A 20,935-nucleotide genomic window follows, 5' to 3' on the forward strand; every position below is an offset into this window, starting at 1 on the left:
TTGCTGGGGCCGCTGCGCAGCCCTATCGCGACGCAAGGCCGCTCCTACAGGGCCGCGCGCCACCTCAAACCCGCTCGATGGCCAGGGCCAAGCCTTGGCCAACCCCGACGCACATGGTCGCCAAGCCCTTGCGCCCACCGCTGCGCTCCAACTGGTGCAACGCCGTCAGCACCAGGCGCGCCCCGCTCATCCCCAGCGGGTGGCCCAAGGCAATCGCCCCACCGTTGGGATTGACCTGCGGCGCATCGTCGGCCAGGCCCAGCTCGCGCAACACCGCCAGGCCCTGGCTGGCGAACGCCTCGTTGAGCTCGATGACATCGAAGTCGCTCACCGCCAGGCCCAGCCGCTCGGTCAGCTTGCGCACCGCCGGCACCGGGCCGATGCCCATCAGCCGCGGCGCCACCCCGGCGCTGGCCATGCCCAGGACCCGCGCACGGGGCGTCAGGCCATGGCGCTTCACGGCCTCGGCCGAGGCCAGGATCAGCGCGGCAGCACCGTCATTCACCCCCGAAGCATTGCCGGCGGTAACCGTCTTGTCCGGCCCGTTCAGCGGCTTGAGCTTGCCCAGGGCTTGCAAGGTGGTATCCGGGCGCAGGTGCTCGTCCTCGGTTACCACGGTCTCGCCTTTCTTGTGGGCGATACGCACCGGCACGATCTCTTCGGCGAAAAAGCCTGCCGCCTGTGCCGCGGCGGCCTTCTGCTGGCTGCGCAAGGCAAAGTCATCCTGGTCGGCGCGCGACACCTGGTAGTCGTCGGCGACGTTGTCGGCGGTCTCGGGCATCGCATCCACCCCGTACTGCGCCTTCATCAACGGATTGACGAAACGCCAGCCAATGGTCGTGTCCTCCAGCTTCATGCTGCGCGAGTAGCCGCTCTCGGCCTTGCCCATCACGAACGGCGCGCGGGACATCGACTCGACGCCACCAGCAATGGCCAACTCCATCTCGCCACTGGCGATGGCACGGAAGGCGGTGCCGATGGCGTCCATGCCCGAGGCGCACAGACGGTTGAGGGTCACGCCGGCAACGCCCTGCGGCAGGCCGGCCAGCAGCAGCGCCATGCGCGCCACGTTGCGGTTGTCCTCGCCGGCCTGGTTGGCGCAGCCGAGGAACACTTCGTCGAGCAGTTGCCATTGCACGTGCGGGTTGCGTTCGATCAGGGCCTTGAGCGGCACCGCCGCCAGGTCGTCGGCACGCACGCTGGCCAGGGCCCCGCCGAAACGGCCGATGGGGGTGCGGATGGCGTCGCAGATGAAAACGTCACGCATCAGGCTTCTCCTGCCGTCTGGCCATGGGCGGCGGCGGTACGCGCCTCGAGGTCGCGCAGCGCCGACAGCTCCACTGCGCTCGGCGCGGGGGTCTCGACCACGCTGTCGGCGAAACGGATCGGCCAGCCGGTGGCAGCGACAATCTGTTCGCGGCTCACCCCCGGGTGGATCGAAGTGACCACGAACTCATGGGTCCCCTGCTCCGGCGTCATGATGCACAGGTCGGTGATGATGCCCACCGGCCCTTCACCGGGCAGGCCCAGGCGCTTGCGCGAGTCGCCGCCCTCGCCATGGCCGACCGAGGTGATGAAGTCGAGCTTGTCGACAAAGGCCCGCGTCGACTGCTTGAGGATGATCAGCACCTGCCTGGCCGAACCGGCGATCTCCGGCGCACCGCCCGCCCCGGGCAGGCGGGTCTTGGGCGTATGGTAGTCACCGACCACGGTGGTGTTGATATTGCCGAAACGGTCGACCTGGGCGGCGCCGAGAAAGCCCACGTCGATACGCCCGCCTTGCAGCCAGTAGCGGAAGATCTCGCCGGTCGGCACCACGGTGTCGGCGGTCTCGGCCAGTTCGCCATCGCCGATCGACAGCGGCAGCACGCTGGGCTTGGCGCCGATCGGACCGGATTCGTAGATCAGCACCACATCGGGCGACGACGTCAGCCGCGCCAGGTTGGCGGCCTTGGACGGCAGGCCGATGCCGACGAAGCACACCGCGCCATTGCGCAGGCGGCGGGCGGCGGCGACGGTCATCATTTCGGCGGTGGAATAGTTCATTGCGCGGCCTCCGCGGTGCTGGCCAACCTGGCCTGGAATTCGGTGAAGTCGGCGGTGCCGCGGATATAAGTATCGATCCACCCGCTGAACGCCTCGCGGTCGCGGGCGATCGGGTCCCAGGCCTGGTAGAAGCGATTGTCGCGTTCGTAGTAGCCGTGGGCGTAGGACGGGTGGGCGCCACCGGGCACCAGGCACACCGCGCTCAAGGCCCAGGTCGGCAACACGCAGGCGTTCATCGGCGCATTCAGGTCGTCGACGATTTCCTCGACGGTGACGATGCAGCGCTTGGCGGCCAATGCCGCTTCCTTCTGCACGCCCAGGATGCCCCACAACAGCACGTTGCCCTTGCGGTCGGCCTTTTGCGCGTGGATCACGGTAACGTCCGGGCGCAGCGAGGGCACCGCGGCGAGTACCTCGCCGGTGAACGGGCAGGTCACCGACTTGATCAGCGGGTTGACCTTCGGCAGGTCGGAGCCGGCGTAGGCACGCAGCACGGCGAACGGCAGGCCGGAGGCGCCAGCGACATAGGCGTTGGCCAGGTCGGCGTGGCTGTGTTCCTCGATCTCGATGGCGTGCGGCCAGTGCTTCTCCACGGCATCGCGCAGGCGGTGCAGCGAGCCGACCCCGGGGTTCCCCCCCCAGGAGAAGACCAGCTTGCGCGCGCAGCCGGCGCCGATCAGCTGGTCGTAGATCAGGTCCGGGGTCATGCGCACCAGGGTCAGGTCGCGCTTGCCCTGGCGGATGATCTCGTGGCCGGCGGCACTGGGGATCAGGTGGGTGAAGCCCTCGAGGGCGACGCTGTCGCCGTCGTGGACAAACTGCTTCACAGCCTCGTGAAGCGAGAGGATTGCTGCCATTGGAGACTCCTGGTCAGGTCGAGTCGGGTCAGTGAGCAGCGGGCCGATGCTGCGCTGCGATGGGCCCAGATTAAGGAAGCCGGCAGGGGCAAAACAATCCGATAATCGCACTTACGTGCGATTATCGAACAATTTGTCAACTTCAGCTCCGTAGGCCTCAGCCTTGTTGGCGCCCGCAACTCAGGTAGCATCCGCGTGGCTTACCAGCCCTTTGACCACCACCCCCACGGCCGCCAAGGCCGCCGGCACCAGCAGCGCCGTCAGCACCTGCGTGAAGTTCCAGCCTAGCCCCAGCAACGTCGCCCCGCTCCAGGCCCCCAGGATCGCGCCGAAGCGGCCAATACCGAGCATCCACGACACGCCCGTGGCCCGCCCCTGGGTCGGGTAGAAACGCGCCGCCAGCGACGGCATCGCCGATTGCGCGCCGTTCACGCACATGCCCGCGACCAGCACCAGGGTCGCCAGCAAGGTGATGTTGCCCAGGCTCTGCCCCACCGCGTAGGCGAACACGCCGGCCAGCAGGTAGAAGAGGCCGATCACCTTGTGCGGATTGAAGCGGTCCATCGCCCAGCCCACCGCCACCGCGCTGAGCACGCCACCGAACTGGAACAGTGCGCCGATGAATGCCGCCTGCTCCATGCTGGCGCCACTGTCGCGCATCAGCGTCGGCAGCCAGCTGGTCAGCAGGTAGACGATCACCAGGCCCATGAAGTAGGTCAGCCACAGCAGCAGGGTGCCCACCCCATAGGTACCCGAGAAGATCACCGCGAACACGTTGCGCGCCGCCACGGCCTTTTGCTCCGGCACGCTGAAGCTCGCCGCCTGGGCCACCAGCGCCGGGGCGATCGGCGCCAGGGTCTTGCGCACCTTGTCGCTGCCACGGTTGCGCACCACCAGGAACCGCGCCGACTCCGGCAACCAGACCAGCAACACCAGCGCCAGCAGCAACGGCAACACGCCGCCGATCACCAGCAGGCTGTGCCAGCCGTAGGCCGGGATCAGCTTGGCGGAAATGAACCCGCCGCCGGCCATCCCCAGGTTGAAACCGCAGAACATGCTGGTCACCAGCAGCGACTTGAGCCGCTCGGGGGTGTACTCGGACAGCAGCGTGGTGGCATTGGGCATGCCAGCCCCCAGGCCCAGCCCGGTGAGAAACCGCAGCACCAGCAACTGCTCGACATTGTTCGCATAAGCCGAGGCCAGGCTGAACCCACCGAACACCAGCACCGCTCCCACCAGCACGCCCTTGCGCCCGAAGCGGTCGGCCAGCGGGCCAGAACCCAATGCGCCGAACACCATGCCGATCAACGCGGCGCTCATCACCGGGCCCAGGCTGGCACGGTCGATCCCCCACTCCTGGGACAGCGCAGGGGCGATGAAGCCCATGGCGGCGGTATCCAGGCCGTCGAGGAAAACGATCAGGAAGCACAGGACCACCACCCGCCACTGATAGCGAGACAGGGGCTGGGCATTGATCAAGGACTGCACGTCGAGGCAGTGGCCGACGGCGGATTGCGGTTTGTTCATTATTGTTATCCGGAAGGTAGGCGCAGGCACGCTACTGCGCATGAACCATGCACAGCAACAGGAGACAACGGATAGCGCGGCGAGCAATTAGCCGGAATGCAACTGCGACAGCGAAGGGAGCGTATTCATGGGGGTGCCCTCGGGCCTGTTGTTATTGTCCGGTCGGCGCAGCCGACCCGTGCGACAGACATTAATCAGCAGGCTGAGGCGGTGCAATTCGCCGCAGGCGACACTGTGCGTTTATCGCACAGGATCTTGTTGATGCACTAGCGGTAGGCGCCGCGGTGGATGGCACCGGCCGTGCCGGTGCTCGCCGGCAAGCCGGCTCCTACACGTTTGCGGCGTACCCCGCCCCGTAGGAGCCAGCTTGCTGGCGAACCAGGCGCCGCGGTAGAGGCCGGCTCCTGCAAGTCAACCAAACAACTGATGGCACAGATCCCGGCTGGCTGCCAGCAGGATCGGCAGGAATCGCTGCTCCAACTCGCCACGGCTGACCCTGCCTACATGGGTACTCACATTCAACGCCGCCAGCACCTGCCCCGAGGCGTCGTAGATCGGCACGGCAATCGAGCGCAGCCCCTGCTCAAGCTCCTGGTCGACCACGCACCAACCCTGCTCGCGCACCTGCTGGATGCAGGCCAGCAGCGATGGCGCGTCGTGCAGCGTGCGGCTGGTCCGCGCCTTCAGGTCGGCGCGCTCCAGGTACTCGTGCAGGCTGGCATCGTCCAGCGCCGCCAACAGGATGCGCCCCATCGACGTGCAATAGGCCGGTAGCCGCCCACCTACCGACAGGTCGACCGAGATCAACCGCTCCACCGTGGCTGAGCGCGCGATGTAAAGAATGTCGTCGCCTTCCAGGGTGGCCATGTTGGCCGCCTCGTGCAGCTGGTCGCTGATGCGGTCCAGGTAGGGCTGCGCTGAAACTGCCAACGGTGTCGAGGACAGGTAGGCATGCCCGAGGGTCAGCACCTTGGGCAGCAATGAATAGGTGCGACCGTCGGTGGTGGCATAGCCAAGCTTCATCAGCGTGTGCAGGCAACGCCGTACCGCCGCCCGGGGGATTTCCGTGCGGTGGCTGATCTGGGCGATGGTCAGGTGGCGCTTGCGTTCCTGGAAGGCCTGGATCACCGCCAGGCCACGGGCCAGGGAGGTCATGAAATCCGGGTCGCCGGTGAATGCCTGGATACGTTTGGCCGCCGAGGCCACGATCGGCGGCGCCAGGGCCGACACACCGCTGCGCGCTGGCTCGTTGGGCACCGGGCCGGAGGTTTCATCGTTCATGGGCTTGCCTCAAGAAAACGGTAGCTTGTGCGATTATCGAACGAACGGCCGATAATCGCAATTGACCGCTGACACTTTTGCTTATACCTTTCCCCATGCCACGTGTGGCTTCTTTGGAGAGACTGGTCAGGTACCCACCGCAGAAGTCCCAGGCAACGGCCTCGCCCACCCGCGAGGCCGTTTTCATTTCTGCCAGCCAATGTCGAACTTGCCGCGTCGTACGTTTGAACTTTCGTCGTAGCATACGGACATAGTCACCGCTAATTATTCATAACTTCTGTCAGGGCCTGGTAAAGAACGATAGCCTTCGAGTTGCCGATTGCTATAATCGACTTCGCGGGCTGTACAGTTGCCAGTCAGCTGCAACCCGCAGACTTTCGTTGCTTGCACCCCGCTTGCACGCGCACCTGGCGTGGCAGGCCCGATAGCGAACCCAGGCACTCACGCAAAGTTGCCTTCGGCGCCAACACGGCCGTGTTCGCGCAACAACGATGTATCCGCACGGGCGCGATACCCGCACATTGATTGTGTCCTTGCTCGCCCGCGCCACACTTCAACCTATTCAGGTATCAACTGTGACGAAAGAAGAACTGCGCGCGGAACTCGAGCGCCAGGCTGAACGTTACAAGGATGTTTACGGTGGGGAAGTCACCACCTATGCCGCACAACCGGAGCCAGAACGCAAACCTTGGCGCAAACGCGCCAGCATCCGCGACCAGGCCTTCGCCCAGGAACTGGAGAAGATGGAAAAGGACCTGCGCCACGACGAGCAGTGAGCGCGGATGATCTCATCGCGCCATCGGCCACGGGCCCTTGGCGTGAGGCATCATTGCAAAATCGCCTAGGGTGAAATGGAATTACACAAATTTCATACAGGTGTTTGAAGCGCACGCAACATTTTACTTTCGCTACAGTTCACTGATTTTAAAGAAAATTAGCCAATTTTCAGGCTATTTTTTTGCATCCTCGATTGCCGTTTCCCACGGTAACGGCCAGACGCACGGCAGCCATCGGTCTGCGGCAGGTGCATCGATTGCCATGGTTTTCTGGCATAATCCGCCCCCCCTAAGACCGCCAGACAACCTTCATGATCGATTTATTCAGCGGACTGGATGCCTGGGTCGTCGTGAGCCTGATGCTCGCTCTGACCTTCGTGCTCGCATTCGAGTTCATCAATGGCTTTCATGACACCGCCAACGCGGTAGCCACTGTCATCTATACCAAAGCCATGCCGCCACACCTGGCTGTGTTCTTCTCCGGTGTGTTCAACTTCCTCGGAGTTCTGCTGGGCGGCGTCGGGGTGGCCTATGCCATCGTCCACCTGCTGCCGGTGGAGCTGCTGATCAACGTGAACACCGGCCACGGCCTGGCCATGGTCTTCTCGTTGCTGGCCGCGGCCATCACCTGGAACCTGGGCACTTGGTACTTCGGCATCCCCGCCTCCAGCTCGCACACCCTGATCGGCTCGATCCTCGGCGTGGGCCTGGCCAATGCCGTGCTCAGCGACATCCCCCTGGGTGACGGCGTCAACTGGCAAAAGGCGATCGACATCGCCCTGTCGCTGGTGGTCTCGCCCATGGCTGGCTTCGCCGTCGCCGCACTGGTGCTGCTCGGCCTGAAATGGTGGCGCCCGCTGTCGAAGATGCACAAGACCCCGGACCAGCGCCGCAAGCTCGACGACAAGAAGCACCCACCGTTCTGGAACCGCCTGGTGCTGGTGATCTCGGCCATGGGCGTGAGCTTCGTGCACGGCTCCAACGACGGCCAGAAAGGCATCGGCCTGATCATGCTGGTGCTGATCGGTATCGTCCCGGCCAAGTTCGTGCTCGACCTGAACAGCACCACCTACCAGATCGAGCGAACCCGCGATGCCACCCTGCACATGAGCCAGTTCTACCAGCGCAACGCCGCCACCCTTGGCGAGTTCCTGGCCCTGGGCAAGGCCAAGTCGAACGACCTGCCGGAGCAGTTCAGCTGCAACCCGCAGCAGACCGAGCCGACCATCGCCGCACTGCAATCGTCGCTGGCCGGTGTAACCGACTACCGCGACCTGAGCGCCGACAAGCGCGTCGAAGTGCGCCGCTACCTGCTGTGCCTGGACGACACGGCGAAGAAGGTCGGCAAGCTGCCAGGCCTGGAAGCCCGTGAAAAGGCCGACCTGGAGAAACTGCGCAAGGACCTGACCGCCACCACCGAATATGCCCCGTTCTGGGTGATCGTGGCCGTCGCCCTGGCCCTGGGCCTGGGCACCATGGTCGGCTGGAAGCGCGTGGTGCTGACCGTCGGCGAAAAAATCGGCAAGCAGGGCATGACTTATGCCCAGGGCATGTCGGCGCAGATCACCGCGGCCTGCGCCATCGGCATGGCCAACATCTTCAGCCTGCCGGTGTCCACCACCCACGTCCTGTCGTCGGGCGTGGCCGGTACCATGGTCGCCAACAAAAGCGGCCTGCAAGGCGGCACGGTGAAGACCATCCTGCTGGCCTGGGTGCTGACCCTGCCGGCGTCGATGGGCCTGGCGGCCGGCCTGTTCTGGCTGGCGTCCAAGGCCATTGGCTGAGTGACAACCGCAGTAGAAAAAGGCGCCTTCGGGCGCCTTTTTCGTTCATCCAGGTTGCGCAGGCGCTTGGCATACCTGCGTGGACTCTTCAATCTGGCAGGGCGCCTGTGGCAGCGGCTTGAGCCGCGAACACCGACGCAGCCAGTGCCCGCCATCGTGTCGCCTGGTTCGCCAGCAAGGCTGGCTCCTACAGGAAATGCGCATGGATCGGACCTGGCTTTGCCCTAGCGCTTCTTGCCTCCCAGCAACGACCCCATCAGCCCGCGTACCAACTGCCGGCCCAACTGGTTGGCCGCCTGGCGCACCGCCGACTTGATCGCCTGCCCCGCGGCGCTCTGCAGGAACTCGCCGGCTTTGTCGGCAAAGCTGTCCTCGTCAGCCTTCGGCTGCGGTACCGGCTCCACCGGCTCGCCCTTGCGCTGGGTCAGCAGTTCGTAGGCCGACTCGCGATCGATCGGCTTGTCATAGCGCCCGGCCAGGGGTGACGCTGCGATCAACGCACTGCGCTCGGCCGCGCTCAACGGCCCGATGCGTGACTGCGGCGGCGCGATCAGCGCCCGCTGGACCATGGCCGGGGTGCCCTTTTCTTCCAGGGTGCCGACCAGCGCCTCACCGATGCCCAACTCGGTGAGCACCGCCAGGCTATCGAACGCCGGGTTCGGCCGGAACCCATCGGCCACGGCGCGCAGCGACTTCTGCTCCTTGGCCGTGAACGCGCGCAGGCCGTGTTGAATGCGCAGGCCCAGCTGCGCCAGCACCGCATCCGGCAGGTCGCCCGGCGACTGGGTGACGAAGTACACCCCCACGCCCTTGGAGCGAATCAGCCGCACCACCTGCTCCAGGCGATCCTGCAGGGCCTTGGGCGTGCCGTTGAACAGCAGGTGCGCCTCGTCGAAGAACAGTGCCAGCACCGGTTTGTCGGCGTCGCCCCGCTCGGGCAACTGCTCGAACAGTTCGGCCAGCAGCCAGAGCAGGAAGGTCGCGTAGACCTTGGGCGCATCGTGCACCAGGCGACTGGCGTCGAGCAGGTGGATACGCCCGCGGCCATCGCCATCCAGGCGCAGCAGGTCGTCGAGCTGCAACGCCGGTTCGCCGAACAGCGCCTCGGCGCCTTGCTGCTCCAAGGTCGCCAGGCGGCGCAGCAAGGCCTGGGTCGACGCGCTGGTCATCAGCGCGCTGTCCTCGCCGAGCAACTGCGGGTTGTCCTTCAGGTGGGCGAGCAAGGCCTTGAGGTCTTTCAGGTCGAGCAGCAGCAGGCCTTCGCGGTCCGCCACCTTGAACGCGGCGTACAACGCCGCCTGCTGGCTATCGGTCAGCTCCAGCAGGTTGCCCAGCAACAGCGGGCCCATCTCGCTCAGGGTGGTGCGCAGCGGGTGGCCGGTCTGCCCGGCGACATCCCACAAGCTGACCGGATAGGCCTGGGGCCGATAGTTCAGCCAGGGCATGCCGGCAATGCGCTCGGCCACCTTGCCTTGGGGCGCGCCGGCCGCACCCAGGCCGCACAGGTCACCCTTGACGTCGGCGGCGAACACCGCGACGCCGGCATCGCTGAACAGCTCGGCCAGGTGCTGCAAGGTGACGGTCTTGCCGGTACCGGTCGCCCCCGCCACCAGGCCGTGGCGGTTGGCCAGACGCATGGCCTGGGTTACCGGTTGGCCATCTGGGCCTGCTCCTACAACCATTTGCGAAGAATCTGACATCTTCATCCTTCCCCTGCTCAAGTTCTGTCACATATGTGCCGATATTTCGAAATGATTCCCCTAGAAAGACAGTAACAACCCCGACAAGGACCCCGGGAAATGTTGCACTGTTTTCCAGCCGTGCTTTGTGCGAACGACCCGATAACAAAACCTTAGCGGACGCCTCACGTCATGAATAAAAGCCTTCGTTTCAGCCACAAGATTCTCATGGCGGCATCACTGATCGTGATCCTCGCCTTCAGCCTGTTCACCTTGTACAACGACTATCTCCAGCGTAACGCCATTCGCGAGGATCTGGAGAACTACCTGGCTGAGATGGGCGACTCCACCTCCACCAACATCCGCAACCTGTTCGAAGGCCGTATCAAACTGGTCGAGAACGTGGCGCAGAACCTGGCGCAGTTCCCCCAGAACACCGGCACCCTGCTGGGCCAGAACGCCCTGACCTCGAGCTTCCTGACCATCTACCTGGGCCAGCCCGACGGCACCTTCACCGTCCGCCCGGACACCAAGATGCCCGACGGCTACGACCCGCGCGTGCGCCCCTGGTACAAGGACGGCCTGAACGCCAGCGGCCCTATCCTCACCGAGCCGTACATCGACATGGCCACCAACAAGATGGTCATCTCGATCATCAGCACCGCCTCGCGCTCGGTCGGCGTGGTCGGCGGCGACCTGGCCCTCGACGGCCTGGTGGACATCATCAATTCGCTGAATTTCGGCGGCATGGGCTATGCCTTCCTGGTCAACGACCAGGGCAAGATCCTGGTGCACCCGGACAAGAACCTGGTGATGAAGTCGCTCTCGGACCTGTTCCCGCAGAACACCCCAAGGCTGTCGCGTGACCTGACCGAGGTCGAGCAGGGCGGCCAGACCCGCCTGCTGACCTTCACCCCGGTCAAGGGCCTGCCTTCGGCCAACTGGTACATTGGCCTGTCGGTGGACAAGGACAAGGCTTTCTCGATGCTCAGCACGTTCCGCACCTCGGCGGTGATCGCCACCCTGGTGGCGGTGGTGATCATCATCGCCCTGCTCGGCCTGCTGATCCGCGTGCTGATGCAACCGCTGCACACCATGACCCGCGCCATGAGCAACATCGCCGAAGGCGAAGGCGACCTGACCCGCCGCCTGGAAATCCACAACCACGACGAATTCGGCATCCTCGGCACAGCCTTCAACCGCTTCGTCGAGCGCATCCATGGTTCGATCCGCGAAGTCTCCTCGGCCACCGAGCAGGTCAACGAAGTGGCCCTGCGGGTGATCAGCGCCTCCAACTCGTCGATGGCCAACTCCGACGAGCAGTCCAACCGTACCAATAGTGTTGCCGCCGCCATCAACCAGCTCGGCGCCGCCGCCCAGGAAATCGCCGGCAACGCCGCCCAGGCCTCGCAGCACGCCAGTTCCGCGCGGCTGCTGGCCGAGGAAGGCCAGCAGGTGGTGCAGCGCAACATCGATGCGATGAACCGCCTGTCGGACCTGATCGTCACCTCCAGCGAGCACATCGAGACGCTGAACAACAAGACCGTGAACATCGGTCAGATCCTCGAAGTGATCACCAGCATCTCCCAGCAGACCAACCTGCTGGCGCTCAACGCCGCCATCGAGGCCGCCCGCGCCGGCGAGGCCGGGCGTGGCTTCGCCGTGGTCGCCGACGAGGTGCGTAACCTGGCCCACCGCACCCAGGAGTCGGCGCAACAGGTGCAGACCATGATCGAGGAGCTGCAGGTCGGTGCCCGCGAGTCGGTCGACACCATGGGCCAGAGCCAGCGCCACAGCCAGGACAGCATGGACATCGCCAACCAGGCCGGTGAACGCCTGGGCAGCGTGACCCAGCGTATCGGCGAGATCGACGGCATGAACCAGTCGGTGGCCACCGCCACCGAGGAACAGACCGCCGTGGTCGACTCGATCAACATGGACATCAACGAGATCAACATGCTCAACCAGGAGGGCGTCGAGAACCTGCAGGCCACCCTGCGCGCCTGCTCGGACCTCGAGCAGCAGGCCGGGCGCCTCAAGCACCTGGTCGGCAGTTTCCGCATCTGACCCTGCGCCCTCTCGCGCGGTGGCCGCCAGCCTGGTTGGCGGCTACCGCGCGCCTCGAAACACGATCGAACAAACTATCCTTCAATAAGGTCAACCTTTAGGCGCGTCATCGCCAGATGACACACCCGAGGACGATCCCGGAGGGATGCTGATCGTGCACATCGCCGACATCACCATGTTCTACGCCCCGGCCAGCGGCGGCGTACGGACCTATCTTGATGCCAAACACCGCCGCCTCGACGCCATGCCCGGCGTACGCCACAGCCTGCTGATCCCCGGCGCCAGCGCCAGCCATGCCGATGGTGTCTACCAGGTCCCCGCCCCGCCACTGCCGTTCGCCAACGGCTACCGCTTCCCCCTGCGCCTGGCGCCCTGGTGCCAGGTGCTGCGCCGCCTGCAACCCGAGCTGATCGAGGTGGGCGACCCCTACCTCACCGCCTGGGCCGCCCTTGAGGCCCGGCGCCAGCTCGACGTGCCGGTGATCGGCTTCTACCACTCCGACCTGCCTTTGCTGGTCAGCAACCGCATGGGCAACTGGTTCACGCCCAACGTCGAGGCCTATGTCAGCAAGTTGTACGGTAACTTCGACCGGGTCCTGGCGCCCAGCCAGGTGATGGCCGACAAGCTGCGTCGGCTTGGCGTCAACGACGTGCATGTGCAGCGCCTGGGGGTCGACCTGACGCTGTTTCACCCCGAGCGCCGCGACCCTGGGCTGCGCGCGGCACTGGGCATCGCCGACACCAGCCGCCTGCTGGTGTTCGCCGGGCGCGGCTCGCGGGAGAAGAACCTGCCGGTGCTGCTCGACTGCATGCGCACCCTGGGGGCGCACTACCACCTGTTGCTGGTGGGTTCGAACATGCCCGCCAACGTGCCGGCCAACGTCAGCGTGATCGACCACTTCTGTCCAGCGCACGAGGTCGCCCGGCTGTTGGCCAGCGCCGATCTGCTGGTGCATGCCGGCGACCAGGAAACCTTCGGCCTGGTCATCCTCGAGGCCATGGCCAGCGCCACCCCGGTAGTGGCCGTGCGCGCCGGGGCATTCAGCGAAATCGTCAACGACCAGTGCGGCCGCCTGTGCCCCGCCAACGATGGCCCGGCCATGGCCAACGCCGTGCGCGAGGTGTTCGAGGCCGGCGCGCGGACGCTGGGCGCCCAGGCTCGTCGGCATGCCGAGCGCCATTACAGCTGGGACGCGGTGGTCAGCGGCCTGCTGCATCACTATCGAGCCGTGCTGGGGCATCAGCCCCAGGTGCGTGCCCATGGTTGAGCAGCCAGGCAATGCGCGCAGCCTGATGCTGGTGCTGCACGACGTCGCGCCGGAAACCTGGGCGGACTACCAGCCGTTCGTCGAGACCATCGACGCACTTGGCAATGTGCCCATGACCTGGCTGGTGGTGCCGGACTTTCACCACCGCAATGCGCTGACCCGTTCACCGACCTTCTGCCGCCTGCTCGAACGACGCCTGGCCTGCGGCGACGAGCTGGCCCTGCACGGCTATTACCACGCCGACGACGGCCCGCCGCCACGCGGGCCGGGCGAGTTCTTCATGCGCCGCCTCTATACCCACGAAGGGGAGTTCTACCGCCTGGACCAGGCCCAGGCCATGCAACGGCTGGAGGCCGGGCTGGCGTTGTTCGGCCAGCAAGGCTGGCCGGTCGCAGGCTTTGTCGCCCCGGCCTGGCTGATGAGCGCCGGTACCCGCCAGGCCCTGCGCCAGCTGCCTCTGCGCTACACCAGCACGCCGCAGCACCTGTATCGCCTGCCGGACTTCACCGCCTACAGCGCCCCCGGCCTGGTGTGGAGTGCCCGCAGTGCCTGGCGTCGGGGCCTGTCGAAGGTGCTCAGCGACTGGCAATGCCGGCGCTGGCGCGACGCCCCCACCTTGCGCCTGGGCCTGCACCCGGTGGACATGCGCCACGCCAGCGCCCGCAACTACTGGCTGAACACCCTGCAGCAATTGCTGGCCGAGGGCCGCGAACCGCTGACCAAGTCCACCTGGCTGGCGCGCCAGGCTACCCGGTGAACCGCCTCGGCTGGCTGGGCCTGGCCGTGCTGCTGGCGGTGCTGGTCCCGGCCGTGCTCGGCGGCAGCGAACTGCTGCCACGCCTGCAAGCCTTCGCCCCGGGGCTGATGGCCTTGTTGCTGGGGATGATCCTGCTGTGCTGGGTCATCAACGCCTTGCGCCTGCGCCTGCTCTTGGGCGAACAGGGCGCGCAGGTGGGGCGGCTGCGCAGCCTCGGGGTGATCATGGCCACCGAGTTCGCCATCTGCACCACACCCGGTGGCAGCGGTGGCCCGCTGACGCTGATGACCTTGCTGGCCCGCGAGCGCATCGCCCCCTCGCGCAGCGGCGCGGTGTTCGCCATGGACCAGTTGAACGACCTGGTGTTCTTTTTTTGCGCCATGCTGGCGATTGCCGGTTACGCCCTGTTCCACAGCCTCGGCCATAGCCAGCAGCACATGCTGCTGGGCAGCGCCGTGCTGCTATGCGCGGCGCTGGCGGGCATTGTCCTGCTGCTGCGCTATCGGCGCGCGCTGATGCGCGGCAACGGCCGCCTGCTGAGCCGCCTGGGCATGGCCCCGGCGCGCCGACGGCGCTGGGCGCGCAAGTTGCTGCGCTTCGTCCACGCCCTGGCCGACACCTGGCGCTTGCCCAAGCGCACCTTGGCATGGGTCTTCACCCTCACGTGCGTCCACTGGTGCCTACGCTACAGCGTGCTGTACCTGGTGTTGAAGGGTTTGGGCGTGGAGCTGGCGTGGATTCCGAGCTTTCTGGTGCAGATGCTCGCGCTCAGTGCCGGGCAGTTCAGCCTGCTGCCGGGCGGCGCCGGCGCGGCGGAGCTGACGTCGGCGACCTTGCTGGCGCCACTGGTGGGGAGTTCGACGGCGGCCGCGGCGATCCTGATCTGGCGCGCGGTTACCTACTACTTTTATCTGTTCGCCGGCGGGCCGGTGTTCGTCTGCCTGCTGGCGCGTCCGCTGTGGCAACGTCATCGCCAGGCGGGTTGAGCACGGCCCAGAGCTCGGCGGCACCGGGGAACTCGGTGCCATCCTCGGGGCTCAAGGCGCTGGGGTCGAAGCGTGCCAGGCAGCCCTCGCCCAAGGTGGCGGGCAATGAAGCACCGGCCTTGTCACCAGGCGCTGCCATGGCTGTCCCTCGCCTGCAAACCTTAGTTGAACACCACGGTCTTGTTGCCGTGCACCAGCACGCGGTCTTCCAGGTGGTAGCGCAGGCCACGGGCCAGGACCATCTTCTCCACGTCACGACCGAAGCGAACCATGTCCTCGATGCTGTCGGCATGGCTGACACGCACCACGTCCTGCTCGATGATCGGGCCGGCGTCCAGCTCTTCGGTGACATAGTGGCAGGTCGCGCCAATCAGCTTCACGCCACGCAGGGCCGCCTGGTGGTAAGGCTTGGCGCCGACGAACGAAGGCAGGAAGCTGTGGTGGATGTTGATGACTTTCTCGGCGTACGCCTGGCACAGCTGAGGCGGCAGGATTTGCATGTAGCGCGCCAGCACCACGGCGTCGGCGTCGTATTCAGCCACCAGGCGGGAAACCTCGGCGAACGCCGGTTGCTTGTCCTGCGGATCCACTGGCACGTGGTGGAACGGAATGCCATGCCACTCGACCATGCTGCGCAGGTCGTTGTGGTTGGAAATCACGCACGGGATCTCGCAATCGAGCTCGTCGGTGTGCCAGCGGTGCAGCAAGTCGGCCAGGCAGTGCGACTCGCGGCTGGCCATCAGCACCACGCGCTTCTTCTGTGCCGAATCGGTGATCCGCCAGGTCATCGAGAATTCTTCGGCGATCGGCGCAAAGGCCTCGCGGAAGGCATCGATACCGAACGGCAGGGATTCGGCGCGGATCTCATGGCGCATGAAGAACCAACCGCTCTGTTCGTCGGAGTGGTGGCTGGCCTCGGTGATCCAGCCATTGTAGAGGGCCAGGAAATTACTGACCTTGGCCACGATGCCGACACGGTCGGGGCAGGCAATCACCAATCGATAGGTGCGCATGAGGAAAAACTCCAGAACTTCGCAAAGGCGCACATTCTAGCGAGCTGCCAGGAAAAACGCAGTAATGATCTGCCCACCCATGCTACCGGCCCTTGGGCAACAAAAGCCACGACGCTTTTCCCTTCATCCCACAGGGAAATGGCCATTGGCCGAGCGCTATGTAAATTTTTCTTAACCTTCACCGTGACCAATACTTCCCCTGCCATTAATTGATGCAGGACTTTTTAATTGTTTACTTGAGAGTATCGCCTGTCTATTATTGGCCGCACTGTCTCTCTGTTAACGCATTAAGGAACTCTCCATGTCCCTGATCAACGAATACCGCGCCACCGAAGAAGCGATCAAAGAACTTCAGGCCCGTTTGGCCAACCTGTCGCAAGACGACAAGCTGAAGAAAGAACTGGAATTCGAAGGCAAGCTGCGCACCCTGATGGGTGAATATTCCAAGTCGCTGCGTGACGTCATTGCCCTGCTCGATCCGGAAAGCAAACTGAGCAAGGCCCCACGTGGCGCCGTCAAGACCACCGCCACCAAGCGTGCGCGCAAGGTCAAGCAATACAAGAACCCGCACAATGGCGAGGTTATTGAAACCAAGGGCGGCAACCACAAGACGCTGAAAGAGTGGAAAGCCAAGTGGGGCGGCGATGTCGTCGAGAGCTGGGCCACCCTGCTGGACTGAGCCGCGATATCGCACATCGCTTGCACCACAAAAACGCCGGCATTCTCCGGCGTTTTTGTTTGTCTGCTTATTTCACAGTTGGTAGTTCATTTTCAGCTTTCGGATATGATCCAACCAGGCCGCCAGCACCTGCCGCCCCGTTTCGCTGGCCTCGCCCCAACTGCTCTGGCACGCCAGTTCGAAGTCACCGACAGTGGTTGGCGCGCCGTATACCGGATCGGTCAGGCGTTGCTGGCAGAACCCATGCCAACGGGCACGCTCCTGTTCATCCAGGGTGTCGATGAAGTTGCGGGCGCGGTAGCGGAACAACAATTCCGGGAGCCGCGCGTCGTCGAACATCCAGTGCTGCTTGCCCAATAGTCCGGGGTCTGTATCACGCACTTGCTCGCTAAGACGCTTGTCCCGGTCGCCAATAAATCCTTCATACAACTGCTGCTCGGGATCCTCATTCGAGGCGAACCCTTCCTCCTGGAAGATGATGGCCAACTTGTCCTGCCATTGGGCCTGCTGATTTGCCAACTGCTCGCCACTTGACTGCAAGGCCGACAAGTCGATGCCCAGGCGTTGCTGATCGTGAGGGCGCAATACCGATAAGGGTGCCAGCACCGGGCAACGGTTGATGTGCACCAACTTCAGTGGCACCGGTAGTTCGCCCTCGGCCATGTCTTCACGCCGCGTGTATAACCGCTGGCGCAAGGCCTCTGCACTGTCCTCGAGCAAGGGCCGGGCGTCCTGTTGCAGGTCGCAGACAATCAAGGCATTGCGATTACGCGGGTGCCAGGCCAAAGGCAGAACCACGCCAATATAGTTGCGCTGTGCCGAGAAACGCCCGGAGACATGCACCAGTGGCTGCAACAGGCGAATCTGTTCCATGACCTTGTGTTTACTGCGCAACTGGAACAACCAGTCGTACAACTTTGGTTGCTTCTGACGAATCAGGCGCGCCAGGGCGATGGTTGCCCGTACGTCGGAAAGCGCTTCGTGGGCCTGGCCGTGATCCAGGCCGTTGGCCTTGCTCAGCAGTTCCAGGCGCAAGCTGGTACGCCCATCCTGTTGCGGCCACTCGATGCCTTCCGGGCGCAGGGCATAGGCAGTGCGCACTACATCGATCAAGTCCCAGCGGCTGTTGCCGCCCTGCCATTCGCGGGCATACGGGTCGAAGAAATTGCGATAGAGGCTGTAGCGGGTGACTTCATCGTCGAAGCGCAGGGTGTTGTAGCCGGCGCCGCAGGTGCCTGGGCGCGACAACTGCTGGTGCACCCGGGTCATGAATTCGGCTTCGCCCAGGCCCTGGCTGGCCAGTTGCTGCGGGGTGATGCCGGTGACCAGGCAGGCTGCCGGGTGCGGCAGGATATCGTCGGAGGGACGGCAATAGAGGCTGATCGGTGCCTCGATCTCGTTGAGTTCGAGGTCGGTGCGCACCCCGGCCATCTGCAACGGGCGGTCGCAGCGCGGGTTGATGCCGGTGGTTTCGTAGTCGTGCCAGAAGATGCTGGAGCTCACGGGGTCTTCCTGTAACAAGGTCGACCAGAGTCTAGCGGCCCAGGCCGGGCCTGGGCCAGCCTCAGGCAGAGGCGTTCAGCGGGCGGAAGCTGAAATAGCCGCGCAGCGAGCGAACGAATTCGTCGTACTCCGTAGGGGCCTGCAGCAGCATGAAGCCGGCATCGTAGTGCCCGGGGGTCTCGTCTTCACGGCACCACAGGCAACTGGCGGTCAGGTTGATGAACTGCACGCCGCCGCCGGCCAGGGGCACCCGCAGTTGCAGCTCGAAGTCCGGCCCCACCAGCACCGGCAACTGGCTGATCAGCATCAGGCCGTCCTCGGAGGCATTGCCCAGATAGCCGATCTGTTGGTCGGTGCAGCGGTTGTAGACCTTGAGTACGCAAGGCAACTGGTGACGTTCTATATGTCGCTCGATAAACATGATCGCAGTGAAATCCTGTACCTGGAGCCAGGAAGACAAGGTACTGGCGATAATCGTTACAACGCCTTAACAGATTAGCTCAGCCCGCCCCGCCGACTACATGAAATCATCGACACCTTCGGATTAACGCCAAGGTGCAGCGTTGACCGGCTTGGCCACCGCGGTGCCGCCATCACGCAGGTGACCGAGCTTCTCCAGGGTCTGCAGCCGGGCCTGGGCACGGTAGGCGTACTCGTTGCGCGGGTATTGCTGGATCAGGTACTGGTAGGTCTGGGCCGCGTCGACATAGAGTTTCTGCCGCTCCAGGCACTGGCCACGCAGCAGCGAGGCCTCCGGGTGGATGAACGGCCGCGCGCGGCTGGTGCGGTCGACCTGCGACAGCTCCAGCATCACCCGCGCGCAATCGCCACGGTCATAAGCGCGATAGGCGTTGTTCAGGTGGTGGTCCATGGACCAGCGGGTGCAGCCGACGACACTGGCCGCCATGGTCAAAACGATCAGGGTGCGCATGGGAATTCTCCTTTGATGGGCAGTGTATCGGCCTTTGCCGGCAAATCTTCACCGCCATTGTGCAAGCATACCCCTGCCGTTCAAATGCCACCCTGCCTTGCATGCCGGTAGTGCAACGGAACAATGACTACAACGCAATTGAGGAGTAGCCTTTCGCTGCGCTTCACTATAGGAGTCTGTGCATGACCATCCGCCGTACCAAAATCGTCGCCACCCTTGGCCCCGCCAGCAACTCGCCGGAAGTGATCGAACAGCTGATCCTCGCCGGCCTGGACGTGGCACGCCTGAACTTTTCCCACGGCACCCCGGACGAGCACAAGGCCCGCGCCCGCCTGATCCGCGAGATCGCCGCCAAGAACGGCCGCCACGTCGCGCTGCTGGGCGACCTGCAGGGCCCGAAGATCCGCATCGCCAAGTTCGCCAACAAGCGCATCGAACTGAAAGTTGGTGACAAGTTCACCTTCTCCACCGCTCACCCGCTGACCGAAGGCAACCAGGACATCGTCGGCATCGACTACCCCGACCTGGTCAAGGACTGCGGCGTCGGTGACGAACTGCTGCTCGACGATGGCCGCGTGGTCATGCGCGTCGAAACCGCCACCGCCGATGCCCTGCACTGCGTGGTGATCATCGGTGGGCCGCTGTCGGACCACAAAGGCATCAACCGCAAAGGTGGCGGCCTGACCGCCCCGGCCCTGACCGAAAAAGACAAGGCCGACATCAAGCTGGCCGCGGAAATGGACCTGGACTACCTGGCGGTGTCGTTCCCGCGGGACGCCAGCGACATGGAATATGCCCGCAAACTGCGTGACGCAGCCGGCGGCAGCGCCTGGCTGGTGGCCAAGATCGAACGCGCCGAAGCGGTAGCCGACGACGAGACCCTCGACCAGTTGATCCTCGCCTCCGACGCGGTCATGGTCGCCCGTGGCGACCTGGGCGTGGAAATCGGCGACGCCGAGCTGATCGCCATCCAGAAGAAGATCATCCAGCACGCCCGCCGCAACAACAAGGCGGTGATCGTGGCGACCCAGATGATGGAGTCGATGATCCAGAACCCGATGCCGACCCGCGCCGAAGTGTCCGACGTGGCCAACGCCGTGCTGGACAACACCGATGCGGTGATGCTGTCGGCCGAGAGCGCCGCCGGCGCCTACCCGATCGAAGCCGTGCAGGCCATGGCCCGTATCTGCTCGGGCGCCGAAAAGCACCCGACCAGCCAGAAATCCAGCCACCGCCTGCACACCACCTTCGAGCGCTGCGACGAGTCCATCGCCTTGGCGGCCATGTACACGGCCAACCACTTCCCCGGCGTGAAGGCGATCATCGCCCTTACCGAAAGTGGCTACACCCCGCTGATCATGTCGCGCCTGCGCTCGCACGTGCCGATCTTCGCCCTGTCGCCGCACCGCGCCACCCAGGCCCGTGCCAACATGTTCCGCGGCGTCTACCCGATCGCCTTCGACCCGGCCTCGCTGCCGGCCGACAAGGTCAGCCAGGCGGCCGTCGACGAGCTGCTCAAGCGCGGCCTGGTGGAGCAAGGTGACTGGGTCATCCTGACCAAGGGCGACAGCTACCACACCATCGGTGGCACCAACGGCATGAAGATCCTCCACGTCGGTGATCCGCTGGTCGGCTGATAGCCTCCCGGGGGCCGCTTTGCGGCCCTATCGCGACGCAAGGCCGCTCCTACAGGCGATCGCATTTCCCTGAACTGCGCCCCTGATGTTGGACAAAAATCCAACCTCAGGGGCGTTTCACATGAGCAAATACACCAGACAGTTC

At 64.7% G+C, this 20,935-nt stretch carries 19 protein-coding genes; 8 read left to right on the top strand and 11 right to left on the bottom strand.

Annotation, left to right across the window (positions count from 1 at the left end):
• Positions 1 to 64: 64 nt before the first annotated feature.
• From pcaF to pcaR, 5 genes are all read right to left on the bottom strand, one after another.
• Positions 65 to 1,270, bottom strand: coding sequence for a 3-oxoadipyl-CoA thiolase (gene pcaF, locus NJG22_RS13630; RefSeq protein WP_253095198.1), 1,206 nt, complete (start codon positions 1,268 to 1,270; stop codon positions 65 to 67).
• On the bottom strand, positions 1,267 to 2,046 hold the full coding sequence (locus tag NJG22_RS13635; RefSeq protein ID WP_253095179.1) for a CoA-transferase subunit beta: 780 nt from the start codon (positions 2,044 to 2,046) through the stop codon (positions 1,267 to 1,269). The genes pcaF and NJG22_RS13635 overlap by 4 nt, the downstream gene beginning before the upstream one ends.
• On the bottom strand, positions 2,043 to 2,903 hold the full coding sequence (locus tag NJG22_RS13640; RefSeq protein WP_217853146.1) for a CoA transferase subunit A: 861 nt from the start codon (positions 2,901 to 2,903) through the stop codon (positions 2,043 to 2,045). The genes NJG22_RS13635 and NJG22_RS13640 overlap by 4 nt, the downstream gene beginning before the upstream one ends.
• Before the next feature lie 180 nt (positions 2,904 to 3,083).
• Entirely contained in the window at positions 3,084 to 4,430 is a 1,347-nt protein-coding gene (locus tag NJG22_RS13645) for an MFS transporter (RefSeq protein ID WP_253095180.1), read from the bottom strand.
• A 411-nt stretch (positions 4,431 to 4,841) separates the two neighbouring features.
• Positions 4,842 to 5,711, bottom strand: a complete 870-nt coding sequence (gene pcaR / locus NJG22_RS13650) for a pca regulon transcriptional regulator PcaR (RefSeq protein WP_253095181.1) — start codon at positions 5,709 to 5,711, stop codon at positions 4,842 to 4,844.
• A gap of 575 nt (positions 5,712 to 6,286) precedes the next feature.
• Between pcaR and NJG22_RS13655 the strand changes: the two genes are divergently transcribed.
• Positions 6,287 to 6,487 carry a hypothetical protein gene (locus tag NJG22_RS13655; RefSeq protein WP_253095182.1) on the top strand — a complete coding sequence of 67 codons (201 nt, stop codon included), beginning with the start codon at positions 6,287 to 6,289 and terminating at the stop codon, positions 6,485 to 6,487.
• A gap of 311 nt (positions 6,488 to 6,798) precedes the next feature.
• Entirely contained in the window at positions 6,799 to 8,271 is a 1,473-nt protein-coding gene (locus NJG22_RS13660) for an inorganic phosphate transporter (protein WP_217853140.1), read from the top strand.
• Positions 8,272 to 8,495: 224 nt separating this feature from the next.
• Here NJG22_RS13660 and NJG22_RS13665 read toward each other — a convergent pair whose 3' ends face one another.
• Positions 8,496 to 9,971, bottom strand: a complete 1,476-nt coding sequence (locus tag NJG22_RS13665) for a helicase HerA-like domain-containing protein (RefSeq protein ID WP_253095183.1) — start codon at positions 9,969 to 9,971, stop codon at positions 8,496 to 8,498.
• A gap of 171 nt (positions 9,972 to 10,142) precedes the next feature.
• Here NJG22_RS13665 and NJG22_RS13670 point away from each other — a divergent pair, with 171 nt between their 5' ends.
• From NJG22_RS13670 to NJG22_RS13685, 4 genes are all read left to right on the top strand, one after another.
• On the top strand, positions 10,143 to 12,017 hold the full coding sequence (locus NJG22_RS13670) for a methyl-accepting chemotaxis protein (RefSeq protein ID WP_217853136.1): 1,875 nt from the start codon (positions 10,143 to 10,145) through the stop codon (positions 12,015 to 12,017).
• 145 nt (positions 12,018 to 12,162) lie between these two features.
• Positions 12,163 to 13,284 carry a glycosyltransferase family 1 protein gene (locus NJG22_RS13675; RefSeq protein WP_253095184.1) on the top strand — a complete coding sequence of 374 codons (1,122 nt, stop codon included), beginning with the start codon at positions 12,163 to 12,165 and terminating at the stop codon, positions 13,282 to 13,284.
• The gene (locus tag NJG22_RS13680; RefSeq protein WP_253095185.1) at positions 13,277 to 14,041 is read left to right on the top strand and encodes a polysaccharide deacetylase family protein; all 765 of its coding nucleotides are present in this window, start codon (positions 13,277 to 13,279) and stop codon (positions 14,039 to 14,041) included. The genes NJG22_RS13675 and NJG22_RS13680 overlap by 8 nt, the downstream gene beginning before the upstream one ends.
• A complete protein-coding gene (locus NJG22_RS13685) occupies positions 14,038 to 15,027 on the top strand; it encodes a lysylphosphatidylglycerol synthase transmembrane domain-containing protein (RefSeq protein ID WP_253095186.1) in 990 nt (329 codons plus the stop codon). Before NJG22_RS13680 ends, NJG22_RS13685 begins: the two co-directional genes overlap by 4 nt.
• On the opposite strand, the gene NJG22_RS13690 is transcribed toward NJG22_RS13685, so the two are convergent.
• Both NJG22_RS13690 and purU read right to left on the bottom strand, forming a co-directional pair.
• A complete protein-coding gene (locus NJG22_RS13690; protein WP_253095187.1) occupies positions 14,936 to 15,166 on the bottom strand; it encodes a hypothetical protein in 231 nt (76 codons plus the stop codon). The genes NJG22_RS13685 and NJG22_RS13690 overlap by 92 nt on opposite strands.
• A gap of 22 nt (positions 15,167 to 15,188) precedes the next feature.
• Positions 15,189 to 16,040, bottom strand: a complete 852-nt coding sequence (purU, locus tag NJG22_RS13695) for a formyltetrahydrofolate deformylase (protein ID WP_217853127.1) — start codon at positions 16,038 to 16,040, stop codon at positions 15,189 to 15,191.
• Between the two features lie 301 nt (positions 16,041 to 16,341).
• On the opposite strand from purU, the gene mvaT reads away from it, so the two are divergent.
• Positions 16,342 to 16,719 carry a histone-like nucleoid-structuring protein MvaT gene (mvaT, locus tag NJG22_RS13700; RefSeq protein ID WP_186659333.1) on the top strand — a complete coding sequence of 126 codons (378 nt, stop codon included), beginning with the start codon at positions 16,342 to 16,344 and terminating at the stop codon, positions 16,717 to 16,719.
• Positions 16,720 to 16,791: 72 nt separating this feature from the next.
• Here the strand turns inward: mvaT and sbcB are convergent, their stop codons facing one another.
• From sbcB to NJG22_RS13715, 3 genes are all read right to left on the bottom strand, one after another.
• Positions 16,792 to 18,222 (bottom strand): exodeoxyribonuclease I, encoded by a 1,431-nt coding sequence (gene sbcB, locus NJG22_RS13705; RefSeq protein WP_253095188.1) that lies wholly within the window; start codon positions 18,220 to 18,222, stop codon positions 16,792 to 16,794.
• A gap of 61 nt (positions 18,223 to 18,283) precedes the next feature.
• Positions 18,284 to 18,643: a PilZ domain-containing protein gene (locus tag NJG22_RS13710; RefSeq protein WP_253095191.1), complete on the bottom strand. Its 360-nt coding sequence runs from the start codon at positions 18,641 to 18,643 to the stop codon at positions 18,284 to 18,286.
• A gap of 123 nt (positions 18,644 to 18,766) precedes the next feature.
• Positions 18,767 to 19,153, bottom strand: a complete 387-nt coding sequence (locus NJG22_RS13715) for a tetratricopeptide repeat protein (protein ID WP_253095193.1) — start codon at positions 19,151 to 19,153, stop codon at positions 18,767 to 18,769.
• A 182-nt stretch (positions 19,154 to 19,335) separates the two neighbouring features.
• Here NJG22_RS13715 and pyk point away from each other — a divergent pair, with 182 nt between their 5' ends.
• A complete protein-coding gene (pyk, locus tag NJG22_RS13720) occupies positions 19,336 to 20,790 on the top strand; it encodes a pyruvate kinase (protein ID WP_217853120.1) in 1,455 nt (484 codons plus the stop codon).
• The last annotated feature ends 145 nt before the right edge of the window (positions 20,791 to 20,935 follow it).

Source organism: Pseudomonas sp. VA159-2 (genome assembly GCF_024126635.1).
In the GTDB taxonomy this organism is placed as follows: domain Bacteria; phylum Pseudomonadota; class Gammaproteobacteria; order Pseudomonadales; family Pseudomonadaceae; genus Aquipseudomonas; species Aquipseudomonas muyukensis.